At 72.9% G+C, this 19,115-nt stretch carries 17 protein-coding genes and 1 tRNA gene; 14 read left to right on the forward strand and 4 right to left on the reverse strand.

Annotated features, from left to right (window positions below; genetic code table 11):
• Both OG871_RS22365 and OG871_RS22370 read right to left on the reverse strand, forming a co-directional pair.
• A complete protein-coding gene (locus OG871_RS22365; protein ID WP_371498751.1) occupies window positions 1-1,689 on the reverse strand; it encodes a penicillin-binding transpeptidase domain-containing protein in 1,689 nt (562 codons plus the stop codon).
• A gap of 116 nt (window positions 1,690-1,805) precedes the next feature.
• Window positions 1,806-3,620: a dolichyl-phosphate-mannose--protein mannosyltransferase gene (locus OG871_RS22370; protein WP_371498752.1), complete on the reverse strand. Its 1,815-nt coding sequence runs from the start codon at window positions 3,618-3,620 to the stop codon at window positions 1,806-1,808.
• A gap of 164 nt (window positions 3,621-3,784) precedes the next feature.
• Here OG871_RS22370 and rsmI point away from each other — a divergent pair, with 164 nt between their 5' ends.
• The 7 genes from rsmI (at window position 3,785) to OG871_RS22405 (ending at window position 10,481) form a co-directional block, all read left to right on the forward strand.
• A complete protein-coding gene (rsmI, locus tag OG871_RS22375) occupies window positions 3,785-4,630 on the forward strand; it encodes a 16S rRNA (cytidine(1402)-2'-O)-methyltransferase (protein WP_371498753.1) in 846 nt (281 codons plus the stop codon).
• Window positions 4,631-4,956: 326 nt separating this feature from the next.
• Window positions 4,957-5,403 carry a hypothetical protein gene (locus OG871_RS22380; protein ID WP_371498754.1) on the forward strand — a complete coding sequence of 149 codons (447 nt, stop codon included), beginning with the start codon at window positions 4,957-4,959 and terminating at the stop codon, window positions 5,401-5,403.
• A gap of 78 nt (window positions 5,404-5,481) precedes the next feature.
• Window positions 5,482-7,101, forward strand: a complete 1,620-nt coding sequence (gene metG / locus OG871_RS22385; RefSeq protein WP_371498755.1) for a methionine--tRNA ligase — start codon at window positions 5,482-5,484, stop codon at window positions 7,099-7,101.
• 1 nt (window position 7,102) lies between these two features.
• Window positions 7,103-7,981, forward strand: coding sequence for a TatD family hydrolase (locus OG871_RS22390; RefSeq protein WP_371498756.1), 879 nt, complete (start codon window positions 7,103-7,105; stop codon window positions 7,979-7,981).
• 70 nt (window positions 7,982-8,051) lie between these two features.
• Window positions 8,052-8,651, forward strand: coding sequence for a Uma2 family endonuclease (locus tag OG871_RS22395; RefSeq protein ID WP_371498757.1), 600 nt, complete (start codon window positions 8,052-8,054; stop codon window positions 8,649-8,651).
• A gap of 28 nt (window positions 8,652-8,679) precedes the next feature.
• The gene (gene rsmA / locus OG871_RS22400; RefSeq protein WP_371498758.1) at window positions 8,680-9,561 is read left to right on the forward strand and encodes a 16S rRNA (adenine(1518)-N(6)/adenine(1519)-N(6))-dimethyltransferase RsmA; all 882 of its coding nucleotides are present in this window, start codon (window positions 8,680-8,682) and stop codon (window positions 9,559-9,561) included.
• The gene (locus OG871_RS22405) at window positions 9,558-10,481 is read left to right on the forward strand and encodes a 4-(cytidine 5'-diphospho)-2-C-methyl-D-erythritol kinase (protein ID WP_371498759.1); all 924 of its coding nucleotides are present in this window, start codon (window positions 9,558-9,560) and stop codon (window positions 10,479-10,481) included. Before rsmA ends, OG871_RS22405 begins: the two co-directional genes overlap by 4 nt.
• Here the strand turns inward: OG871_RS22405 and OG871_RS22410 are convergent.
• Window positions 10,462-10,731, reverse strand: a complete 270-nt coding sequence (locus OG871_RS22410; RefSeq protein WP_371498760.1) for a Uma2 family endonuclease — start codon at window positions 10,729-10,731, stop codon at window positions 10,462-10,464. The two genes, OG871_RS22405 and OG871_RS22410, sit on opposite strands and share 20 nt — an antisense overlap.
• An 84-nt stretch (window positions 10,732-10,815) precedes the next feature.
• Between OG871_RS22410 and OG871_RS22415 the strand changes: the two genes are divergently transcribed.
• Window positions 10,816-12,606 (forward strand): ABC-F family ATP-binding cassette domain-containing protein, encoded by a 1,791-nt coding sequence (locus OG871_RS22415; protein ID WP_371498761.1) that lies wholly within the window; start codon window positions 10,816-10,818, stop codon window positions 12,604-12,606.
• Between the two features lie 93 nt (window positions 12,607-12,699).
• On the opposite strand, the gene OG871_RS22420 is transcribed toward OG871_RS22415, so the two are convergent.
• The gene (locus OG871_RS22420; RefSeq protein WP_371498762.1) at window positions 12,700-12,897 is read right to left on the reverse strand and encodes a hypothetical protein; all 198 of its coding nucleotides are present in this window, start codon (window positions 12,895-12,897) and stop codon (window positions 12,700-12,702) included.
• A gap of 146 nt (window positions 12,898-13,043) precedes the next feature.
• Between OG871_RS22420 and OG871_RS22425 the strand changes: the two genes are divergently transcribed.
• The 6 genes from OG871_RS22425 (at window position 13,044) to galK (ending at window position 18,975) form a co-directional block, all read left to right on the forward strand.
• Window positions 13,044-14,384 (forward strand): MFS transporter, encoded by a 1,341-nt coding sequence (locus OG871_RS22425; protein ID WP_371498763.1) that lies wholly within the window; start codon window positions 13,044-13,046, stop codon window positions 14,382-14,384.
• Between the two features lie 89 nt (window positions 14,385-14,473).
• Window positions 14,474-14,546, forward strand: a tRNA-Thr gene (locus OG871_RS22430).
• 282 nt (window positions 14,547-14,828) lie between these two features.
• Window positions 14,829-15,527: a LuxR C-terminal-related transcriptional regulator gene (locus tag OG871_RS22435; protein ID WP_371498764.1), complete on the forward strand. Its 699-nt coding sequence runs from the start codon at window positions 14,829-14,831 to the stop codon at window positions 15,525-15,527.
• 261 nt (window positions 15,528-15,788) lie between these two features.
• Entirely contained in the window at window positions 15,789-16,892 is a 1,104-nt protein-coding gene (gene galT, locus OG871_RS22440; RefSeq protein ID WP_371498765.1) for a galactose-1-phosphate uridylyltransferase, read from the forward strand.
• Window positions 16,889-17,848: a UDP-glucose 4-epimerase GalE gene (galE, locus tag OG871_RS22445; protein WP_371498766.1), complete on the forward strand. Its 960-nt coding sequence runs from the start codon at window positions 16,889-16,891 to the stop codon at window positions 17,846-17,848. Before galT ends, galE begins: the two co-directional genes overlap by 4 nt.
• The gene (gene galK, locus OG871_RS22450) at window positions 17,845-18,975 is read left to right on the forward strand and encodes a galactokinase (RefSeq protein ID WP_371498767.1); all 1,131 of its coding nucleotides are present in this window, start codon (window positions 17,845-17,847) and stop codon (window positions 18,973-18,975) included. The genes galE and galK overlap by 4 nt, the downstream gene beginning before the upstream one ends.
• Window positions 18,976-19,115: the final 140 nt, after the last annotated feature.

The following is a 19,115-nucleotide window of genomic DNA, read 5'->3' on the forward strand; positions in this document are numbered from 1 at the left end:
TCAGCCGTTCCCGAGCTGGAGCAGCTTGACGGCGGCCGGGCCGGCGGCGTCCGCACCGTGCCCACCGCTCTCGACCTCGGCGGCGACGGCGAGGTTGCCCCGGAAGGCGGTGAACCAGCTGTTGCTGGCGGCCTGGTTGCCGACCTCGGCGGTGCCGGTCTTGGCGCCGGAGCCGGCGGCCATGCCGGACATCAGCTTCGCGGCGGTGCCGGTGCGCACGGTCTCGTTCATCACGGTCCGCAGCCCGGAGAGCACCTCGCCGGACAGCTGGCGCTTGGCCGCCGCCTGCGGCAGCCCGGCGACCAGGATCGGCTGGCGGAAGGTGCCGTTCTGGACGGTGGCCGCGACCGAGGCCATCGCCAGCGAGTTGGTCTGGATCCGGCCCTGGCCGATGAACTCCGACACCTTGTCGGTCGCGCCGGTCGGCGCCGGCACGGCGGTGTCGAAGTTGGACAGGCCGGTCTGCCAGACCAGCCCGAGGCCGAAGACGTCCTTGGCCATGCTCGGCAGGGTGTCGTTCTTCAGCCGGGCGTTGCCCTCGTTGATGAAGGCCGTGTTGCAGGACTGGGCGAAGTCCTGGCGGAACTTGTAGTCGAGGTGCGGCTCCTTGAAGTCGTTCGCGAAGTCGCGGCCGCCCACGTTGGTGCCGTCCGGGCAGGCCACCGGGGTGTCCGGGGTGACCCCGGCCTCCATCAGCGCCGCCGAGGTGATGATCTTCATGGTGGAGCCGGGGGCGATGGACCCCAGGAAGGCCCGGTTCTGCCCGGTGGCCGGGGCGTTGGCGACGGCCAGGATGTTGCCGGTGCTGGGCTCGACGGCCACGATCGAGGCCTTCAGGGTGCCGCCCTTCGATGCCTCCTGCACCGCGGCCTCGGCGGCCTTCTGGAGGTCGGCGTCGATGGTGAGCTTCAGCGGGGGAGCGGGCTTCGGGTCGACGATGGAGAAGACCGTCTCGGGCTTGGCCTTGCCGGCGTCGTCGCTGATCACCACGGCCGTACCGGTCTCGGCCGCGCCCTCGGGGGCGGGTGCCTTGATCTGGGTGAGCAGCGGGGTGATCGAGGCCGAGGTCAGCGGCCGGCCCTTGCGGTCGGCCACGGAGTTCGTCGTCGCGGTGACCGGCTTGACCGCGATCGACTCGCCCGGGCCGAGCTTGGGGTGGATCACGGACGGCGTCCAGTGCACGGCGGCCTTGCCGTCGCTCATCTTCACCATGCCGAGCACGCCGTCGTACGTCCAGGCGGTGCCGGTCTGGGCGAACTCCACCTTGGCCTTGAAGGACAGCGGCACCTGGTTGGCGGGCGGCGGGCTCGCCGCGGCGCTCGGGCTCGTGCCGGTGGTGGGCGCGCCGGAGGCGGCGGGCGCGGCCGCCGGACCGCCGGGGGTGAGGGTGATCCCGCTCGGGTTCACCTTCTGCCGGAAGGCCGTCAGGGAGGCGATCGCGGTCTGGGGGGTGTCCGTCAGGGCGCCGGCGGCCTCCAGGTCGCCCTTGGCCCAGGCCTCCAGAAAGGCCTTGGCCCCCGCTGCGGCCTGGTCGGCACCGGGCGCCTCGGCGACCACCGTGCGGGGCTTGTCCGACTTCGACGTGTCGCCGCCGGTCACCGCGGTCGCGATGTTGTAGGCCCCGTAGCCGGCCACCGCCAGCATGGCGACGGCGACCGTACTGATCCCGATCTTGGCGCCCTTGTTCATGATGTGCGTCCCCCGTGTGGTCAGGCCGATGGATCGGCCCTGACACGGTACGCGGCCGCCTTGCGTGCACTCACAACACAATCGTCACTTGTGACACATCTGCTACGTACCAGGCGTCAGATCCAACTGGTGAACCACATCCGGCCCCGCCAGTCGTCCATCGGAATCATCTGTCCCGTATACAGCGGGTAGAAGTACAGAAAGTTCCACATCACCGCGAAAATCAGCAGACCGGCCGCGGCGCCGCCGACCAGCCGCCGGTCGCGCGAGGCCGTCACCGGCCCGACTATCGCGCCGATCATCATCGTGACGGCCAGCACCACGAACGGTGCGAAGGCCACCGCGTAGAAGAGGAAGATCGTCCGCTCCTGGTAGTACAGCCACGGCAGGTAGCTCGCGGCCAGCCCGCAGAGCACCGCCCCGGCCCGCCAGTCCCGCCGGGCCAGCCAGCGGTACAGGCAGTACGCCAGGGCCACCACACCGGCCCACCACAGCAGCGGCGTCCCGATCGCCAGCACCTCGCGGGCGCACTCGTTGGCGGTGCAGCCGGACTCGCCGGACTTGGGCGACTCGTAGAAGAACGACACCGGCCGGCCGACCAGCAGCCAGCTCCACGGGTTCGACTGGTAGGTGTGCGGGCTGGTCAGTCCGACGTGGAAGTCGTACATGGTGGCGTGGTAGTGCCACAGGCTGCGCAGCGCCTCGAACTGCGGCATCGGCAGGCCGAGCAGGTGGTCCGGCAGGACGTGCGGCTGGTGCATCGCCCAGTCCCGGGCGTAGCCGCCCTTGCCGGGCTCGGTGCTGCTCATGAACCAGCCGGTCCACGAGACGAGGTACACCCCGACCGTGATCACCAGCATCAGCGGGCCGGCGACCAGCGCGTCCCACAGACCGAAGGCCGCCCAGTTGCGGCTGCCGGCGAGCTTGCGGGCGCCCATGTCCCAGGCCACGCTCAGCAGGCAGAAGGCGACCAGGACGTACAGGCCGCTCCACTTGGTCGCGGTCATCAGCCCCAGGCTGACCGCGGCGGCCAGCCGGTAGGGGCGCCATCCGGTGACGAGCCAGTTCCCGTTCGGACGGTCGACCAGCCGGCGGGCGATCACCGCCCGGGTGCGGTCCCGGTCCAGCAGCAGGAAGCCGAAGGCCGCCAGGCCCCAGAACATCACCACCAGGTCCAGCAGCGCGGAGCGGCTGAGCACGAAGTGCAGGCCGTCCACCGACAGCAGCAGCCCGGCCACGCAGCCCAGCAGGGTCGAGCGGAACAGCCGCCGGCCGATCCTGGCGATCATCAGGATCGACAGCGTGCCGAGGACGGCCACCATGAACCGCCACCCGAACGGGTGCATGCCGAACAGCTGCTCGCCGAGCCCGATGATCCACTTCCCGACCGGCGGATGCACGATGTACGCCGGGTCGGTCCGGTACGGGATGGTCTGGTGCGGCGCCATGATCTGGGCGTTGGCGTCGTCGGCCCAGCTGGTCTCGTAGCCGCCCTGCCAGAGCGCGTACGCGTCCTTGGCGTAGTACGTCTCGTCGAAGATCAACGCGTTCGGCGTGCCCAGCCCGGCGAACCGCAGCACCCCGCCGAACAGCGCCACCGCCAGCGGCCCCAGCCACCCCGCCCAGCGGCACAGCCAGGACCACAGGCCGTCCGGCAGTCGCACCCCCAGCCGCAGCAGGACCGGCGAGGGCGGCACCAGCCGCGGGGTCACCCCCGGGCCGTCCGGCATCGGCGGCACCAGCCGCTCGGCCGCTTCCGGGAGCTCCGGGGCGCGGTAGCCGTACCCGGCCAGTCGCCGCGCCCAGGCGGAGCCGGCCGCCGCACGCGGGGCCGGGACCTTGGCCGTGTCGAGCAGGGCCACGCCGGTCTGCTCGGGGTGGTCTACGCCAATGGGCGTCCGGGGTGCGATGTCGCCGCTCACGCGCCACATCGTAGGGGCGACGGGTGAGAGCGGTACCCCTCCCTCCGCAGTTGCCCGGTTCGTCAGCAATTCGCCGTCCGCGCCGCAAACGGCCCCGCCGCCGCTCCCGCCGCCGCGGCGCCGGGAACCCCGTCGCGGTCCGCGGGCCCCCCGCGGCCTGGGAGGATGGCGGGGTGACAGGCGTACTGGTACTTGCGGGCACCCCCATCGGCGACGTCGCGGACGCGCCGCCCCGGCTGCTCACCGAGCTCGCCTCGGCCGACGTGATCGCGGCCGAGGACACCCGGCGGCTGCGCCGGCTGACCCAGGCGCTCGGGGTGACGCCCGCCGGGCGGGTGGTCTCCTACTTCGAGGGCAACGAGGTGGCCCGCACCCCGGAGCTGGTCGAGGCGCTGCTCGGCGGCGCCCGGGTGCTGCTGGTGACGGACGCGGGGATGCCCTCGGTCTCCGACCCCGGCTACCGGCTGGTGGCCGCGGCGGTCGCCGCCGACATCAAGGTCACCGCCGTCCCCGGGCCCTCCGCGGTGCTCACCGCGCTGGCGCTGTCCGGCCTCCCGGTGGACCGCTTCACCTTCGAGGGCTTCCTGCCGCGCAAGGCCGGCGACCGCTCCCGCCAGCTGGCCGAGGTCGCGGCCGAGCCCCGCACCATGGTGTTCTTCGAGGCCCCGCACCGGATCGCCGAGACGCTCGACGCGATGGCGCAGGCCTTCGGCCCCGAGCGCCCGGCGGCCGTCTGCCGCGAGCTCACCAAGACCTACGAGGAGGTCAAGCGCGGCCCGATCGCCGAGCTGGCCGCCTGGGCCGCGGACGGTGTCCGCGGCGAGATCACCGTCGTGGTGGCGGGCGCCCCGCCGGCCGCCCCGGAACAGTTCGGCCCCGAAGAACTGGCGCGCCGGGTGGCCGTTCGGGAAGAGGCCGGGGAACGCCGCAAGGAGGCCATCGCGGCCGTGGCCGTCGAACTCGGGCTGCCCAAGCGAGAGGTCTTCGACGCCGTGGTCGCGGCGAAGAACAGCGGCTGAGCCGGCGGCCGGACGGGCCGCGCGCGGGCGGCGGACCGGCGCTGCGCGGGCGCTGCGCGGGCGTGGTGCGGGCACGGAGCGAGCCCGGTTCGCGTGGGAAAAACACCAGCTCGATACAGGTGCCCGGCACGGGATCGGCGCGTACTTTGGAGGGAAGCACCTCGTAAACGCCCGACGCGCGAAGCTTTGGCCGCGACTTGGTACAACGCTCGCCAATTCGGACCCAAGACTTGGCAAGCCGGGTAGCGAGCGAGGCCGTCCGGGCATTTCCTGAGATGGAAAGACCCGAGCCGGGCGCCTCGCCCGGCGGGCACTGGGAGACGGCTATGAGCGACACGATCGGTAGCCCTCTGAGTGGGAACGCACCGAGCGGCCTCGGACTGACCACCCGGCCGCAGACGCCGGTCGAGACGGTCCGGGAGGCCTACTCCTTCGCGTGCCTGAGCTGTGGCTACGGCTGGGAGCAGGCGTACGACATCGAGCACCACGTGGCCCAGGACGGGCACATCGTCTTCGAGTACCGCGCCAACGGCGTGCGGGTCCCGTCCCCGCTGCGGCAGCCGAACTGCCCGGGGTGCGGCGGGCACACCGTCCGGATCATGCGCGAGGGCCGGGTCGCCAGCGCCGACCACCAGGTGCACACCGCGCCCGGCTACTCCACCCACGCCGGACCGGCCGCCGCGCCGGTCGCCGGCTCCGCCGCCGCACCCGCGGCCGAGCCGCGGCGGCGCTGGTTCGGGCTCTTCTCCCGCCACACCGACCAGGGGTCCTGACCCACGGTGCCGCCGAGGGAACCGCCCGCCGGCCGACCGGTCGAGGGTGGTTCCTTCGCGCGGCTAAGATTTCTGACCATGGCGGCCACTGCAGACGACACCACCACCGAGGCCCGGCGCTCGGCGTACTACGTCACGACCCCGATCTACTACGTGAACGACCGCCCGCACCTGGGCCATGCGTACACCACGGTGGCGGGCGACGTCCTCACCCGCTGGCACCGCCAGCGCGGCGAGCGGACCTGGTACCTGACCGGCACCGACGAGCACGGGCAGAAGATCCTGCGTACCGCGGAGGCCAACGGCGTCTCCCCGCAGGAGTGGTGCGACAAGCTGGTCGAAGAGGCCTGGAAGCCGCTCTGGCAGCACCTCGACATCGCCAACGACGACTTCATCCGTACCACCCAGCAGCGGCACACCGACCGCGTGCAGGAGTTCGTCCAGGACCTGCACGACAAGGGCGAGATCTACAAGGGCGGTTACTCCGGCCCGTACTGCGTCGGCTGCGAGGAGTACAAGCTCCCCGGTGAGCTGCTGCCCGGCGCCACCGACGACGAGAAGCTCTGCCCGATCCACAAGAAGCCGGTCGAGTGGCTGGAGGAGGAGAACTACTTCTTCCGCCTCTCCGCCTACGGTCCGAAGCTGCTGGAGTTCTACGCCGAGAACCCCGACTTCATCGCGCCGGCCTCGGCCCGCAACGAGGTGCTGCGCTTCGTCGAGCAGGGCCTGCAGGACCTCTCGATCTCCCGTTCCACCTTCAACTGGGGCGTTCCGCTGCCCTGGGACGAGAAGCACGTCCTGTACGTGTGGGTGGACGCCCTGCAGAACTACATCACCGCCGCCGGCTACGGCAGCGACCCGGAGCGCTTCGCCGAGCTGTGGCCGGCCTCGGTGCACCTGGTCGGCAAGGACATCCTGCGCTTCCACGCGGTGATCTGGCCCGCCATGCTGATGGCCGCCGGGCTGCCGCTGCCCAAGCGCGTGGTCGCCAACGGCTGGCTGATGGTCGGCGGCGAGAAGATGAGCAAGTCCAACCTCACCGGTATCGCGCCGCAGGACCTCACCTCGCACTTCGGCGTGGACGCCTACCGCTACTACTTCCTGCGGGCCATCCCGTTCGGCACCGACGGCTCGTTCTCCTGGGAGGACTTCACCGCCCGGTACACCTCCGAGCTGGCCAACGACTACGGCAACCTGGCCTCCCGGGTCGCCGCGATGGTCGGCAAGTACTTCGACGGGGCCCTGCCCGCGGCCACCGCCGCCGGCGCCGCCGAGCAGGCCGTCGTCGAGGGCCTGGCCGCCGCCGTGAGGACCGCCGACCAGAAGATCGGTGAGGACCTGGACTTCGCCGGCGGCATCGCGGCGATCTTCGAGTTCGTCAAACAGGTCAACGGCTACCTGACCGAGCAGGAGCCCTGGAAGGTCGCCAAGGACACCTCCCCCGAGGGGCAGGCCAGGCTGGCCACCATCCTCTACACGGCGGCCGAGGCGCTGCGGGCGACCGCGGTGCTGCTCAACCCGCTGATGCCGCGGACCTCCGAGAAGCTCTGGGAGTCGCTCGGCGCCGAGGCCTCGCTGGGCGCGCTCGCCGAGCAGACCATCGGCACCGTCGCCGACTGGGGCCGGCTGCCCGCCGGGTCGCAGGTCACCAAGGGCGACATCCTGTTCCCGCGCCTCGAAGAGAAGCCCGCTGCCTGACATGGCGAAGAAGGACGCAGACCGGTCCACCCCGCCGCCGCTGCCCGAGCCGCTGGCGGTGGCGGTGGCCGACTCGCACACCCACCTGGACATGCAGTCCGGCACCCCGGCCGAGGGCCTGGCGAAGGCCGCCTCGGTCGGGGTGACCGCCGTCGTCCAGGTGGGCTGCGACGTGGCCGGTTCGCGGTGGGCCGCCGACCTCGCCGGGGAGTTCGAGCAGGTGCACGCCGCCGTGGCGCTGCACCCCAACGAGGCTCCCCGGCTGGTCCTCGGCGACGGTGACGGCTGGTCCCGGCAGCACCGCGGCGCGGGCGGCGACACCGCCCTGCAGGAGGCGCTCGCCGAGATCGACCGGCTCGCGGCGCTGCCGCAGGTCAAGGCCGTCGGCGAGACCGGGCTGGACTACTTCAGGACCGGCCCGGAGGGGGTGGACATCCAGAAGGAGTCCTTCCGCCGGCACATCGAGATCGCCAAGCGGCACGGCAAGGCGCTGGTCATCCACGACCGGGACGCCCACGAGGACGTCATCGAGCTGCTGCTGGCCGAGGGCGCGCCCGAGCGCACCGTCTTCCACTGCTACTCCGGCGACGCCGCGATGGCCAAGATCTGCGCCGAGCAGGGCTGGTACCTGTCCTTCGCCGGGCCGGTCACCTTCAAGGCCAACCAGGAACTGCGGGACGCACTCGCCGTCACCCCGCTCGACCGGGTGCTGATCGAGACCGACGCGCCGTACCTCACCCCGCACCCGTACCGGGGCCGCCCCAACGCGCCGTACCTGATCCCGGTCACCCTGCGGTCGATGGCGGACACGCTGTCGCTGCACGAGGACGAGCTGGCCACCGCGATCGCGGCCAACACGGCGCGGGCCTTCGGGTACTGAGCCGATCGAACGAAAGTCCCCATCCGCAGGATCGATTCGGCACTCCTGCGGCACTGCCACGCTGGTTAGCATGAGTGCAGTGAGGGAGGTGGCGATGACCGCCGAGCCGATCGACTGGATGCATCCGCCGTCCCAGGGCTGGACGTACGAGCAGGTCAAGGACCTCGACCTGCCGTTCGAATGGGATCTGGTGGACGGAGTCATCGTGGTCCGGGGACAGACGAACTTCTGGCACGACCTGGTGCGGGCCAAGCTGGAGCGGGCGCTGCTCGCCGCTCTGGTGACGCCCTTCGAGGTACTCGTCGAGCGCTGTGTCCTGGTCGACGAGTACAACCCGGTGAAGCCGGACGTCTCGGTGTTCGACAAGACCGGGCTCGACATCTTCGAGTTGGAGTGCCTTCCGATCGAGTCCGTGGCACTGGCCGTCGAGGTGGTCTCCCAGGGCTCGCGGAGCGACGACCGATTCCGGAAGCCGGGGATCTACGCCGAGAGCGGGGTCCCCTCGTACTGGCGGGTGGAGCGGGACGATGCGAACCTTCCCGTCGTCCATGAGTTCCGCCGTGACGGGGATCGCGGTGTCTACCTCCCGGTCGCCCAGCACGAGGGTGTGCTCCGGACCGAGGTGCCGTACCCGGTCGAGATCGACCTGAAGCAGGTCGTCGAACTGTGAGCCCCCGCCCCGCCCGTATCCTTGGCGGGTGAGCACCACCGACCCCACCCCTGACAGCCACCTCCTGGGCGCCTCCGACATCCGGGAGCTGGCCGCCACGCTGGGCGTGAAGCCGACCAAGCAGCGCGGGCAGAACTTCGTCATCGACGGCAACACCGTCCGGCGCATCGTCCGGGCCGCCGGGGTGACCGCCGAGGACGCGGTGGTGGAGGTCGGGCCCGGGCTCGGTTCGCTCACCCTGGCCCTGCTGGAGGTCGCGGCGCACGTCACGGCGGTGGAGATCGACCCGCTGCTGGCCCGGCACCTGCCGACCACCATCGAGTCCCGGATGCCGGCCCGCGCCAAGGACTTCGACCTCGTCCTCAGTGACGCGATGGAGGTCACCGAGCTGCCCGGCCCGGCGCCGACCGCGCTGGTCGCCAACCTGCCGTACAACGTGGCCGTCCCGGTGCTGCTGCACATGCTGGCCACCTTCCCCAGCATCGAGCGCACGCTGGTGATGGTGCAGTCCGAGGTCGCCGACCGGCTCGCCGCCAAGCCCGGCAACAAGGTGTACGGGGTGCCGTCGGTCAAGGCCAACTGGTACGCGGACGTGAAGCGCTCCGGCGCGATCGGCCGCAACGTCTTCTGGCCCGCGCCGAACGTCGACTCCGGCCTGGTCTCGCTGGTGCGCCGGCAGCCGCCGCAGACCACGGCCACCCGCCAGGAGGTCTTCGCGGTGGTCGACGCGGCCTTCGCCCAGCGCCGCAAGACGCTGCGTGCCGCGCTGGCCGGCTGGGCCGGCTCGCCGGCCGCCGCCGAGCAGGCGCTCGCCGGGGCCGGGATCGACCACAGGCTGCGCGGCGAGATGCTGACGGTCGAGCAGTTCGCCGCCATTGCCGAGCACAAGCCGAAGGCCGACGCACAGTGATCAACGTCCGGGTCCCCGCCAAGGTCAACGTCCAGCTGGGCGTCGGCGGCCTGCGCGCCGACGGCTTCCACGACCTGGCCAACGTCTTCTTCGCGGTCGCGCTCGGCGACGAGGTGACGGCCGCCCCCGGCGAGGGGGTCACCCTGACCTGCTCCGGGCCCGACGCCGCGCTGGTGCCGCTGGACGACACCAACCTGGCCGCCCGCGCGGCCCGGCTGCTGGCCGCCCACCACGGCATCGAGGCCAACGTCAGCCTGCACATCGCCAAGGCCATCCCGGTGGCCGGCGGCATGGCCGGCGGAAGTGCGGACGGCGCCGCCGCCCTGGTCGCCTGCGACGAGCTCTGGGCTCTGGACACCCCGTTCGAGACGCTGCTCGACCTGGCCGCCGAGCTGGGGTCCGACGTGCCGTTCGCGCTGGTCGGCGGGGTCGCGCTGGGACGCGGCCGGGGCGAGATCCTGGAGGCCCTCCCGGTGAGCGGCACCTTCCACTGGGTCTTCGCGGTCGCCGACGGCGGCCTGTCCACCCCGGCCGTCTTCCGCGAGTGCGACCGCCTGCGCGACGAGGCCGGCACCGGCTCCTCCGAGGCCGAGGTGCCCACCCCGGACGCCGACCCGGCACTGCTCGCGGCCCTGGCGGACGGCGACCCGGTCGCCCTCGCCGAGGCCCTGGCCAACGACCTCCAGGCCGCCGCCCTCTCGCTGCGGCCCTCGCTCGCGGACACCCTCCGGGCCGGCACCGAGGCCGGCGCCCTGGCCGCCCTGGTCTCCGGCTCCGGCCCGACCTGCGCCTTCCTCGCCAAGGACGCCGAGGCGGCCACGGCCGTCGCCCGCGCCCTGACGGACTCCGGCACCTGCCGCGCCGCCCACGTGACGTACGGCCCGATCCCGGGCGCGGCGGTCAGCGCGCCCAGGCCTTGAACGGCTCGGAGTCCAGGCTGATCCCGACCGGATCGGGCAGGGCGACGGTCTTGCCGAACGGCCGGCGGACCAGGCTGACGAACGTGCCGTCCTCGGGCTCGCTGTAGACCAGCACCTCGCAGCTGTCGCGGTCGATCAGCAGGTACACGGGGACGCCGGTCTCGGCGTGGGCGCGCGGCTTCTCGTCCCGGTCGCGCCGGTCCTCCGTCCGGTTCGCTGCCTGACATTCGCACGGTACCGCGCCGAGCACCGGGCCGGGTCCCGTTGCCCGCCCACTAGGCTGGGGAGGTCGGGGCACTCCCCGCGTGCAGTCGATCCCAGGAGCGCAGCAGCAGTGGCCGTCAACCTCGCCACCATCGAGTCCGTCACCAAGGTCTACGGCACCCGCGCCCTGCTGGACGGGGTCAGCCTGGGCGTCAGCGAGGGGGACCGGATCGGTGTCGTCGGGCGCAACGGTGACGGGAAGACCACGCTGATCCGGCTGCTGGCGAAGCTGGAGGAGCCCGACTCCGGCCGGATCACGCACTCCGGCGGGCTGCAGATGGCGGTGCTCACCCAGCACGACTCGCTGGACCCGAAGGCGACCATCCGGCAGGAGGTGATCGCCGGCCGGGCCGACCACGAGTGGCTGGGCGACTCCCGGATCCGGGACATCATCCAGGGCCTGTTCGGCGGCCTGGACCTGCCCGGCTTCGAGCTCGGCCTGGACACCGTGATCGCGCCGCTGTCCGGTGGCGAGCGCCGCCGGATCGCGCTGGCCAAGCTGCTGCTCGGCGAGCACGACCTGGTCGTGCTGGACGAGCCCACCAACCACCTGGACGTCGAGGGCATCGCCTGGCTCGCCCAGCACCTGCAGAACCGCCGCTCCGCACTGGTCTGCGTCACCCACGACCGGTGGTTCCTGGACCAGGTCTGCACCCGGATGTGGGACGTCCAGCGCGGTGAGGTGCGCGAGTACGAGGGCGGCTACTCCGACTACGTGTTCGCCCGCGCCGAGCGCTCCCGGATCGAGGCCACCGAGGAGCAGAAGCGGCAGAACCTGGCCCGCAAGGAGCTGGCCTGGCTGCGCCGCGGCGCCCCGGCCCGTACCTCCAAGCCGCGCTACCGGATCGAGGCGGCCAACGCGCTGATCGCGGACGTCCCGGAGCCGCGCGACAAGAGCGAGCTGATGAAGTTCGCCAACGCGCGCCTGGGCCGGACGGTCTTCGAGCTGGAGGACGTCACCGTCAAGGCCGGTCCGAAGCTGCTGCTGGAGAACCTCACCTTCAACCTCGGCCCCGGTGACCGGATCGGCCTGCTCGGCGTCAACGGCGCGGGCAAGACCTCGCTGCTGCGGGCCATGCAGGCCGCGTACGCGACCGACGGCGACGTGCAGCCGGCGTCCGGTGTGATCAAGGTCGGCAAGACCGTCCGGCTGGCGTACCTCTCCCAGGAGATCGCCGAGCTGGACCCGGCGACCCGGGTCCTGCAGGCGGTGGAGCAGATCCGCGGCCGGGTGGACCTCGGCAAGGGCCGGGAGATGAGCGCCGGTCAGCTCTGCGAGCAGTTCGGCTTCGGCAAGGACAAGCAGTGGACGCCGGTCGGCGACCTGTCCGGCGGTGAGCGGCGCCGGCTGCAGCTGCTGCGGCTGCTGATGGACGAGCCGAACGTGCTGTTCCTCGACGAGCCCACCAACGACCTGGACATCGAGACCCTCAACCAGCTGGAGGACCTGCTCGACGGCTGGCCGGGCTCGATGGTGGTGATCAGCCACGACCGCTTCTTCATCGAGCGCACCACCGACACCGTGCACGCCCTGCTCGGCGACAAGCGGCTGCGGATGCTCCCCAACGGCATCGACGAGTACCTGCAGCGGCGGGCCCGGATGGCGGAGCAGTCGGCGCCGGCCCTGCCGGTGGCGGCGGCCAAGCCGGTCGGCGACACCCGGGCGCAGAAGAAGGAGATGCAGAAGCTGGAGCGGCAGATCGCCAAGCTGGACCAGCAGGAGTCCAAGCTGCACACCCAACTCGCCGAGAACGCCGCCGACTTCTCCAAGGTCGCGGAGCTGGACGCCCAGCTGCGCAAGGTCAAGGAGGAGAAGGAGGAGCTGGAGCTCGCCTGGCTGGAGCTGGCCGAGGAGGCCTGACGCACCGTCCGCCCCGTGGCAGCGGTCCTGCTCCGGGGCGGGGCCCGGCGCGGTCGGGCCGGACAGCCCGACGGCCGGCGTGGCCCGCGTGCCTCAGCGGCGCGAGCGGAACCGGCGGGCCGTCTCGCAGCAGGAGGCCAGCACCAGGACGACGGCGATCACCACCCAGGCGATCGAACCGCCGTGGCGGTGCTGGGTGATCCCGAGGTCGAGCAACAGCAGACTCACCCCGAGACCCACGACCGCGAGCAGCCGCTCGACCACACCCTGGTCCTCGAACAGATCTCCCATGGCCGCACCCTTCCGCACCGGGAGCGCACACCATACCGCCGCGTGCGGCCCTGCGCACCACCCCCGGCGGGCGACAGTCCGTACGCTCCCGAATCACCCTTGTGCCTGCTGTCCTCGCAGGTCATAGCCCCCTCAGGGTGGGCGCTATGACATCTGACACCGCCTTGGGCGGCGCCCCCGCGGGCCTTCGCCGGGTCGCCGCCGCCGCACTGATCGGCACGGCGATCGAGTTCTACGACTTCTTCATCTACGGCACCGCGGCGGCCCTGGTCTTCGGCCGGGTGTTCTTCCCCGGCCTCGGCGCCACCGGCGCGCTGCTGGCGGCCTTCTCGGTGTACGCGGCGGCCTTCCTGGCCCGCCCGCTGGGCGCGGTGCTCTTCGGCCACTTCGGGGACCGGCTGGGCCGCAAGACCACGCTGGTGGTGTCGCTGCTGCTGATGGGTGTCTCGACGGCGGCCGTCGGCCTGCTCCCCGGGTACGGGCAGTGGGGCGTCTGGGCGCCGGTGCTGCTCACCGTGCTGAGGCTGTGCCAGGGCATCGGGCTGGGCGGCGAGTGGGGTGGGGCGGCGCTGCTGCTGGCCGAGTACGCGCCGCCCGGGCGCCGCGGCCGGTACGGCGGGTACCTGCAACTCGGGCCGTGCGCGGGCTTCTTCCTGGCCACCGCGGCCTTCCTGGCGCTGGCCGAGTGGCTGCCCGAGCGGGCCTTCCTGGCCTGGGGCTGGCGGCTGCCGTTCCTGGCCTCGGTCCTGCTGGTGGGGGTCGGACTGTTCGTCCGGCTGCGGATCGCCGAGACGCCGGTCTTCCGGGAACAGCGCGACCGGGCCCGGGTGCCGGTGCTGGAGGTCCTGCGCGAGCACCGCCGGCCGGTCCTGCTCGGCGGCGGCGCCCTGATGGTCGGGTACGGGCTGTTCTACCTGACCACCACGTACGCCCTGGCCTACGCCACCACCGAGTTGGGGCTGGCCCGGACGCTGGTGCTGGCGCTGCTGCTGGCCGGCACGGTGGTCATGGCCGGCTCGGTGTGGTGGAGCGCGGACGCCGGGGACCGCTGGGGCCGGCGCCGGGTGCTGCAGCTGGCCACCCTGCTCGGCGCGCTCTGGTCGGTGGCGCTCTTCCCGCTGCTGGAGACCGGCCGGACGGCGCTGGTCGCGCTCGCGCTGGTCACCGCGATGGCCCTGCTCGGTGCGATGCTCGGCCCGATGGCCGCCTACCTGCCGGAGCTCTTCCCCACCCGGGTCCGGTACACCGGGGCGGCGCTGACCTACAACCTGGGCGGGGTGGTCGGCGGCGCCACGGCGCCGCTGGTGGCGACCCGGCTCACCGCCGCCTACGGGACCGCGCAGCCGGTCGGCTGGTACCTCGCCGGGCTCGGCGCTCTCTCGCTGGTCTGTCTGCTCGCCCTGCCCGAGACCCGCGGCCGGGTGCTGACCGGGCGGCCGGTCCCGATCCCGGCCCCGGCCGGCCCTGGGGCGCCGCAGCGGAGCTGACGGCGGCCGGCGGCAGCGGGGAGGGCTCGGTCGCGGGATCGATTTCACGTTCCGGCCGACGACCATGTAGTGTCTTCCTCGTTGCACCGGCCCCTATAGCTCAGTCGGTAGAGCGTCTCCATGGTAAGGAGAAGGTCTGCGGTTCGATTCCGCATGGGGGCTCCGCAAGGAGTACGAAGGCCCTCGCCGAAAGGCGGGGGCCTTCGCCGTTTCCCGGTCCTGACCGCAGTCCTGACCGCAGTCCTGATCGCGGTCCTGATCCCGGCCCCGATCTCTGCGCCCGGCGCGTACCCGGCGGGGTGACGCCGGGTACGCGCCCTAGCGGTGGCGGTACCCGATGCGCTGTGATGGTGCGTCAACGGCGGCCTGCGACGCGGTCCGCGGTGCCGGTACGGGAGACGTGGGCCGGTCGTGCACCGCCGGACGGGGACTGGGAGGGCGCCCATGGGCGTTCGGCTCGTGGTGGCGGACGACCACCGGCTGCTGGCCGAGGCGCTCGCGGCGGCACTGCACCAGCGCGGCCACCGGGTGCTCGCGGTCGGGGCCCCGGCCGCCTCCGCCGTGGACCTGGTGGCGGGCTGCCGTCCCGAGGTCTGCCTGCTGGGGATGGCCGCGGGCGCTGCGCCGGGCACCCGGTCCGGGGGGCCGGACCGGGACGCGTTCGAGCCGCTGCGGCGGTTGCGGCGGGAGCGCCCGGAGATCTGCGTGGTGGTGCTCGGCCCGGTCGGGGAGCCGGCCCGGGTCGCGGCGGCCTTCGCCGCCGGTGCGGCGGGATACGTCCGGGGGGACGAGCGGATCGAGGTGGTGGAGCGCGCGATCACCCGGGTCCGGGCCGGGGAGGCGGCGGTCGCGGTGGAGGTGCTGCGCGGGGCCTTCGAGCAGTTGCTGTGGCCGGCCGCCGAGCCGGACGACGAGGCGCTGCGGCTGCTGCGGGAGCTGACCCGTCGGGAGACCCAGGTGCTGGCGCGGATCGCGGAGGGGCAGGACACGGCCGCGATCGCGGCCGGGATGGGAATCGCCTCCAGCACCGCGCGGACCCATGTGCAGCGGGTGCTGATGAAGCTCGGGGCCAGGACCCGGCTGGAGGCGGCGGCCGTCGCGGCCCGTTCCGGTCTGCTCGAACGGCTCCGCCGCCTTCCGTAGCGCGGCCTTCTCCTGTGCCGCGCCGCCTCCTGAGCCGCGCCGCGTCACCCGTCCGACCTGGTGCGGGGCCGTGAAGTCCTCCGGCCCGTCCGTCCTCCGTGTCCTGACGCCCGCTGCCCTGTCGCCGCCGTGTCGTCGCGGTGTCACCCCGAGTTCGCTCAGCCTTCGGGCGCCCTCCGTCGATCTCGCCTGCCGCTAACTGTTGACTGGTGGTTGTTTGTGTTTGAAAATGTTTGAGTAGGATCCTGGAAGGCGGAGGCCGTGAAGAAGACCACGACCAAACTCGCGGACGGCCGCGAACTCATCTACTACGACACGGACTCCGACGTCCTGCGGAACGCCGTGGACCAGCGCCCGCTCGACGCCCCGACCAGCCTCTCCGAGGTGCGCCGGGACCCGGCCACCGGTGACTGGGTGACCGTCGCCGCCCACCGTCAGGCCCGCACCTACCACCCGCCGGCCGACCAGTGCCCGCTGTGCCCCTCCCGGCCCGGCCGCCCGAGCGAGATCCCCGGTGCCGACTACGACGTGGTGGTCTTCGAGAACCGCTTTCCCTCGCTCGCGGCCGACGCCGCCGCCCACGTCCCGGTGCGCACCGACCCGGTCCGCACCGGCGGGCCGGGCGTCGGCCGCTGCGAGGTGGTCTGTTTCACCGCCGACCACGACGCCTCCTTCGCCGACCTGTCGCCCGCCAAGGCCCGCCTGGTGCTGGACGTGTGGACCGACCGCACCGCGGAACTGTCCGCCGCCCCGGGCATCCAGCAGGTCTACTGCTTCGAGAACCGCGGTGCGGAGATCGGGGTGACGCTGGCTCACCCGCACGGCCAGATCTACGGCTTCCCGTTCGCCACCGCCCGCACCGAGCGCATGATCGCCTCGGCCGCGCTGCACCGCGCCGGGACCGGTGGCAACCTCTTCGAGGACCTGCTCGCGGCCGAGCGCGCGGACCCCGTCCGGGTGGTCCTGTCGGGCGAGCACTGGACGGCGTTCGTCCCGTTCGCCGCCCGCTGGCCGTACGAGGTGCATCTGTACCCGAACCGCCGGGTGCCCGACCTGACCGCCCTCGACGAGGCCGAGCGGGCCGAGTTCCCCGGGCTCTACCTGGAGCTGCTGCGGCGCTTCGACCGGCTGTTCACCGAGTCGGGGGAGAATGGTCCGGCCGCACCGGCGCCGTACATCGCGGCCTGGCACCAGGCGCCCGCACTCCGGGGGGAGGAGCTCGCGCTGCATCTGGAGCTGTTCACGATCCGGCGTACGGTGGGCAAGCTCAAGTTCCTCGCCGGCACGGAGTCCGGCATGGACGCGTTCATCAACGATGTGTCGCCCGAGGCGGCGGCGCAGCGCCTGCGGGAGGTCGCATCATGAGTAAGTACCTGGTCACCGGTGGCGCCGGTTACGTCGGCGGGGTCGTGGCCGCGCACCTGCTGGAGGCCGGGCACCAGGTCACGGTGCTCGACGACCTGTCCACCGGCTTCCTCGCCGGGGTGCCCGAGGGCGCGGAGTTCGTCCGGGGCCGGATCCAGGACGCCGCGGACGTGCTCGACCACAGCTTCGACGCGGTGCTGCACTTCGCCGCCTCCTCCCAGGTCGGCGAGTCGGTCGCGGACCCGGAGAAGTACTGGCGCAACAACGTGGCCGGCTCGCTCGAACTGGTCAGCGCCATGCGCAAGGCGGGCGTGCGCAAGCTGGTCTTCTCCTCCACCGCCGCCGTCTACGGGGAGCCGGAGTCGGTGCCGATCGCCGAGACCGCCCGCACCGCGCCCACCAACACCTACGGCGCCACCAAGCTGGCCGTCGACCACCTGATCACCAGCGAGTGCGCCGCGCACGGCCTGGCCGCCGTCTCGCTGCGCTACTTCAACGTGGCCGGGGCCTACGGCGCGTACGGCGAGCGGCACGAGCCGGAGTCGCACCTGATCCCGCTGGTCTTCCAGGCCGCGCTCGGTCAGCGTCCGCACATCGCCGTCTACGGCGAGGACTACCCGACCCCGGACGGCACCTGCATCCGCGACTACATCCACGTCGCCGACCTGGCGGACGCGCACCTGCTGGCGCTGGACGCGGCCAAGGCCGGCGAGCACCTGATCTGCAACCTCGGCAACGGGGCCGGCTTCTCGGTCCGCGAGGTGATCGAGTCGGTGCGCCGGGTGACGGGCCGTGAGATCCCGGTGGTGGTCAGCGAGCGCCGCCCCGGCGACCCGGCCGTCCTGGTCGCCTCCGCCGACCGCGCCCACCAGGCGCTCGGCTGGCAGCCGCGCCGCCCCGAGCTCGACGACATCGTCGCCGACGCCTGGAACTTCACCCTGGAGAACCGCGTATGACCGACTTCCGGTCCGTTTTCGGTGCCGCCCCGGACGGGGTCTGGGCGGCGCCGGGCCGGGTGAACCTGATCGGCGAGCACACCGACTACAACGACGGTTTCGTGCTGCCGATCGCCCTCCCGCACACCGCGAAGGCCACCGTCCGGCGCCGCGACGACGACCTGCTGCGGCTGTACAGCGAGCAGGGCGACGGCCGGGTGACCGAGGTCGGGCCCGCCGGGCTGACCCCCGGCGGGGTCACCGGCTGGGCCGCCTACCCGGCGGCCGTCGTCTGGGCGCTGCGGGAGGCCGGCCACCCGGTCGGCGGGCTGGACGTCCACATCGACAGCGACGTGCCCACCGGGGCCGGGCTGTCCTCCTCGGCGGCCCTGGAGTGCGTGCTCGCCGCGGCCTGCGACGGGCTGTACGGGCTCGGGCTGGCCCCGGCCGAGCTGGCACTGATTGCCCAGCGGGCGGAGAACACGTTCGTCGGGGTGCCGTGCGGGGTGATGGACCAGATGGCCTCGCTGTGCTGCGCCGAGGGCGGTGCGCTGTTCCTGGACACCCGCGACCTCACGCAGCGCCAGGTGCCGCTGGACCTGGCGGGGCAGGGCCTGCGGCTGCTGGTGGTCGACACCCGGGTCAAGCACGACCTCGGCGACGGCGCCTACGCCCGGCTGCGGGCCGGCTGCGAGCGGGCCGCCGCCCTGCTGGGCCTGCCCGCGCTGCGCGACCTGCCGCTCGCCGCGCTGGACGGTGCGCTGGCCCGGCTGCCCGCCGAACTGCGGCCGCTGGTACGGCACGTGGTCACCGAGGACGCCCGGGTGGAGCAGGCCGTCGCGCTGCTCGACGCGGGAGACCTGGCCGGGCTCGGACCGATCCTGTCCGCCGGGCACGCCTCGCTGCGGGACGACTTCGGGGTCTCCTGCCCGGAGACCGACCTGGCGGTGGCCGCCGCGGTCGACGCCGGGGCGCTCGGCGCCCGGATGACCGGCGGCGGGTTCGGCGGCTCGGTCGTCGCGCTGGTCGCCGAGGCGGGGGCGGAGCAGGTGGCCAAGGCCGTCGGTGCGGCTTTCGCGGCGGCCGGACACGCCGAGCCCGGGCTCTTCACCGCCCTCCCGTCCGCCGGGGCGCGCCGGCTGGCCTGAGCCCGGCCGGTGCGGACCGACCCGCCCCGACGAGCGACCGCCCCGACCGACCGCCCCGACCGTCGACCGCGCCGCCGCACTCCGCCCGAGTGCGGCGGCGCGGTCGTCCAACTCTCCTTCCCTTGCCGATGGTTGGTTCG

Source organism: Kitasatospora sp. NBC_00374 (genome assembly GCF_041434935.1).
GTDB lineage: Bacteria > Actinomycetota > Actinomycetes > Streptomycetales > Streptomycetaceae > Kitasatospora.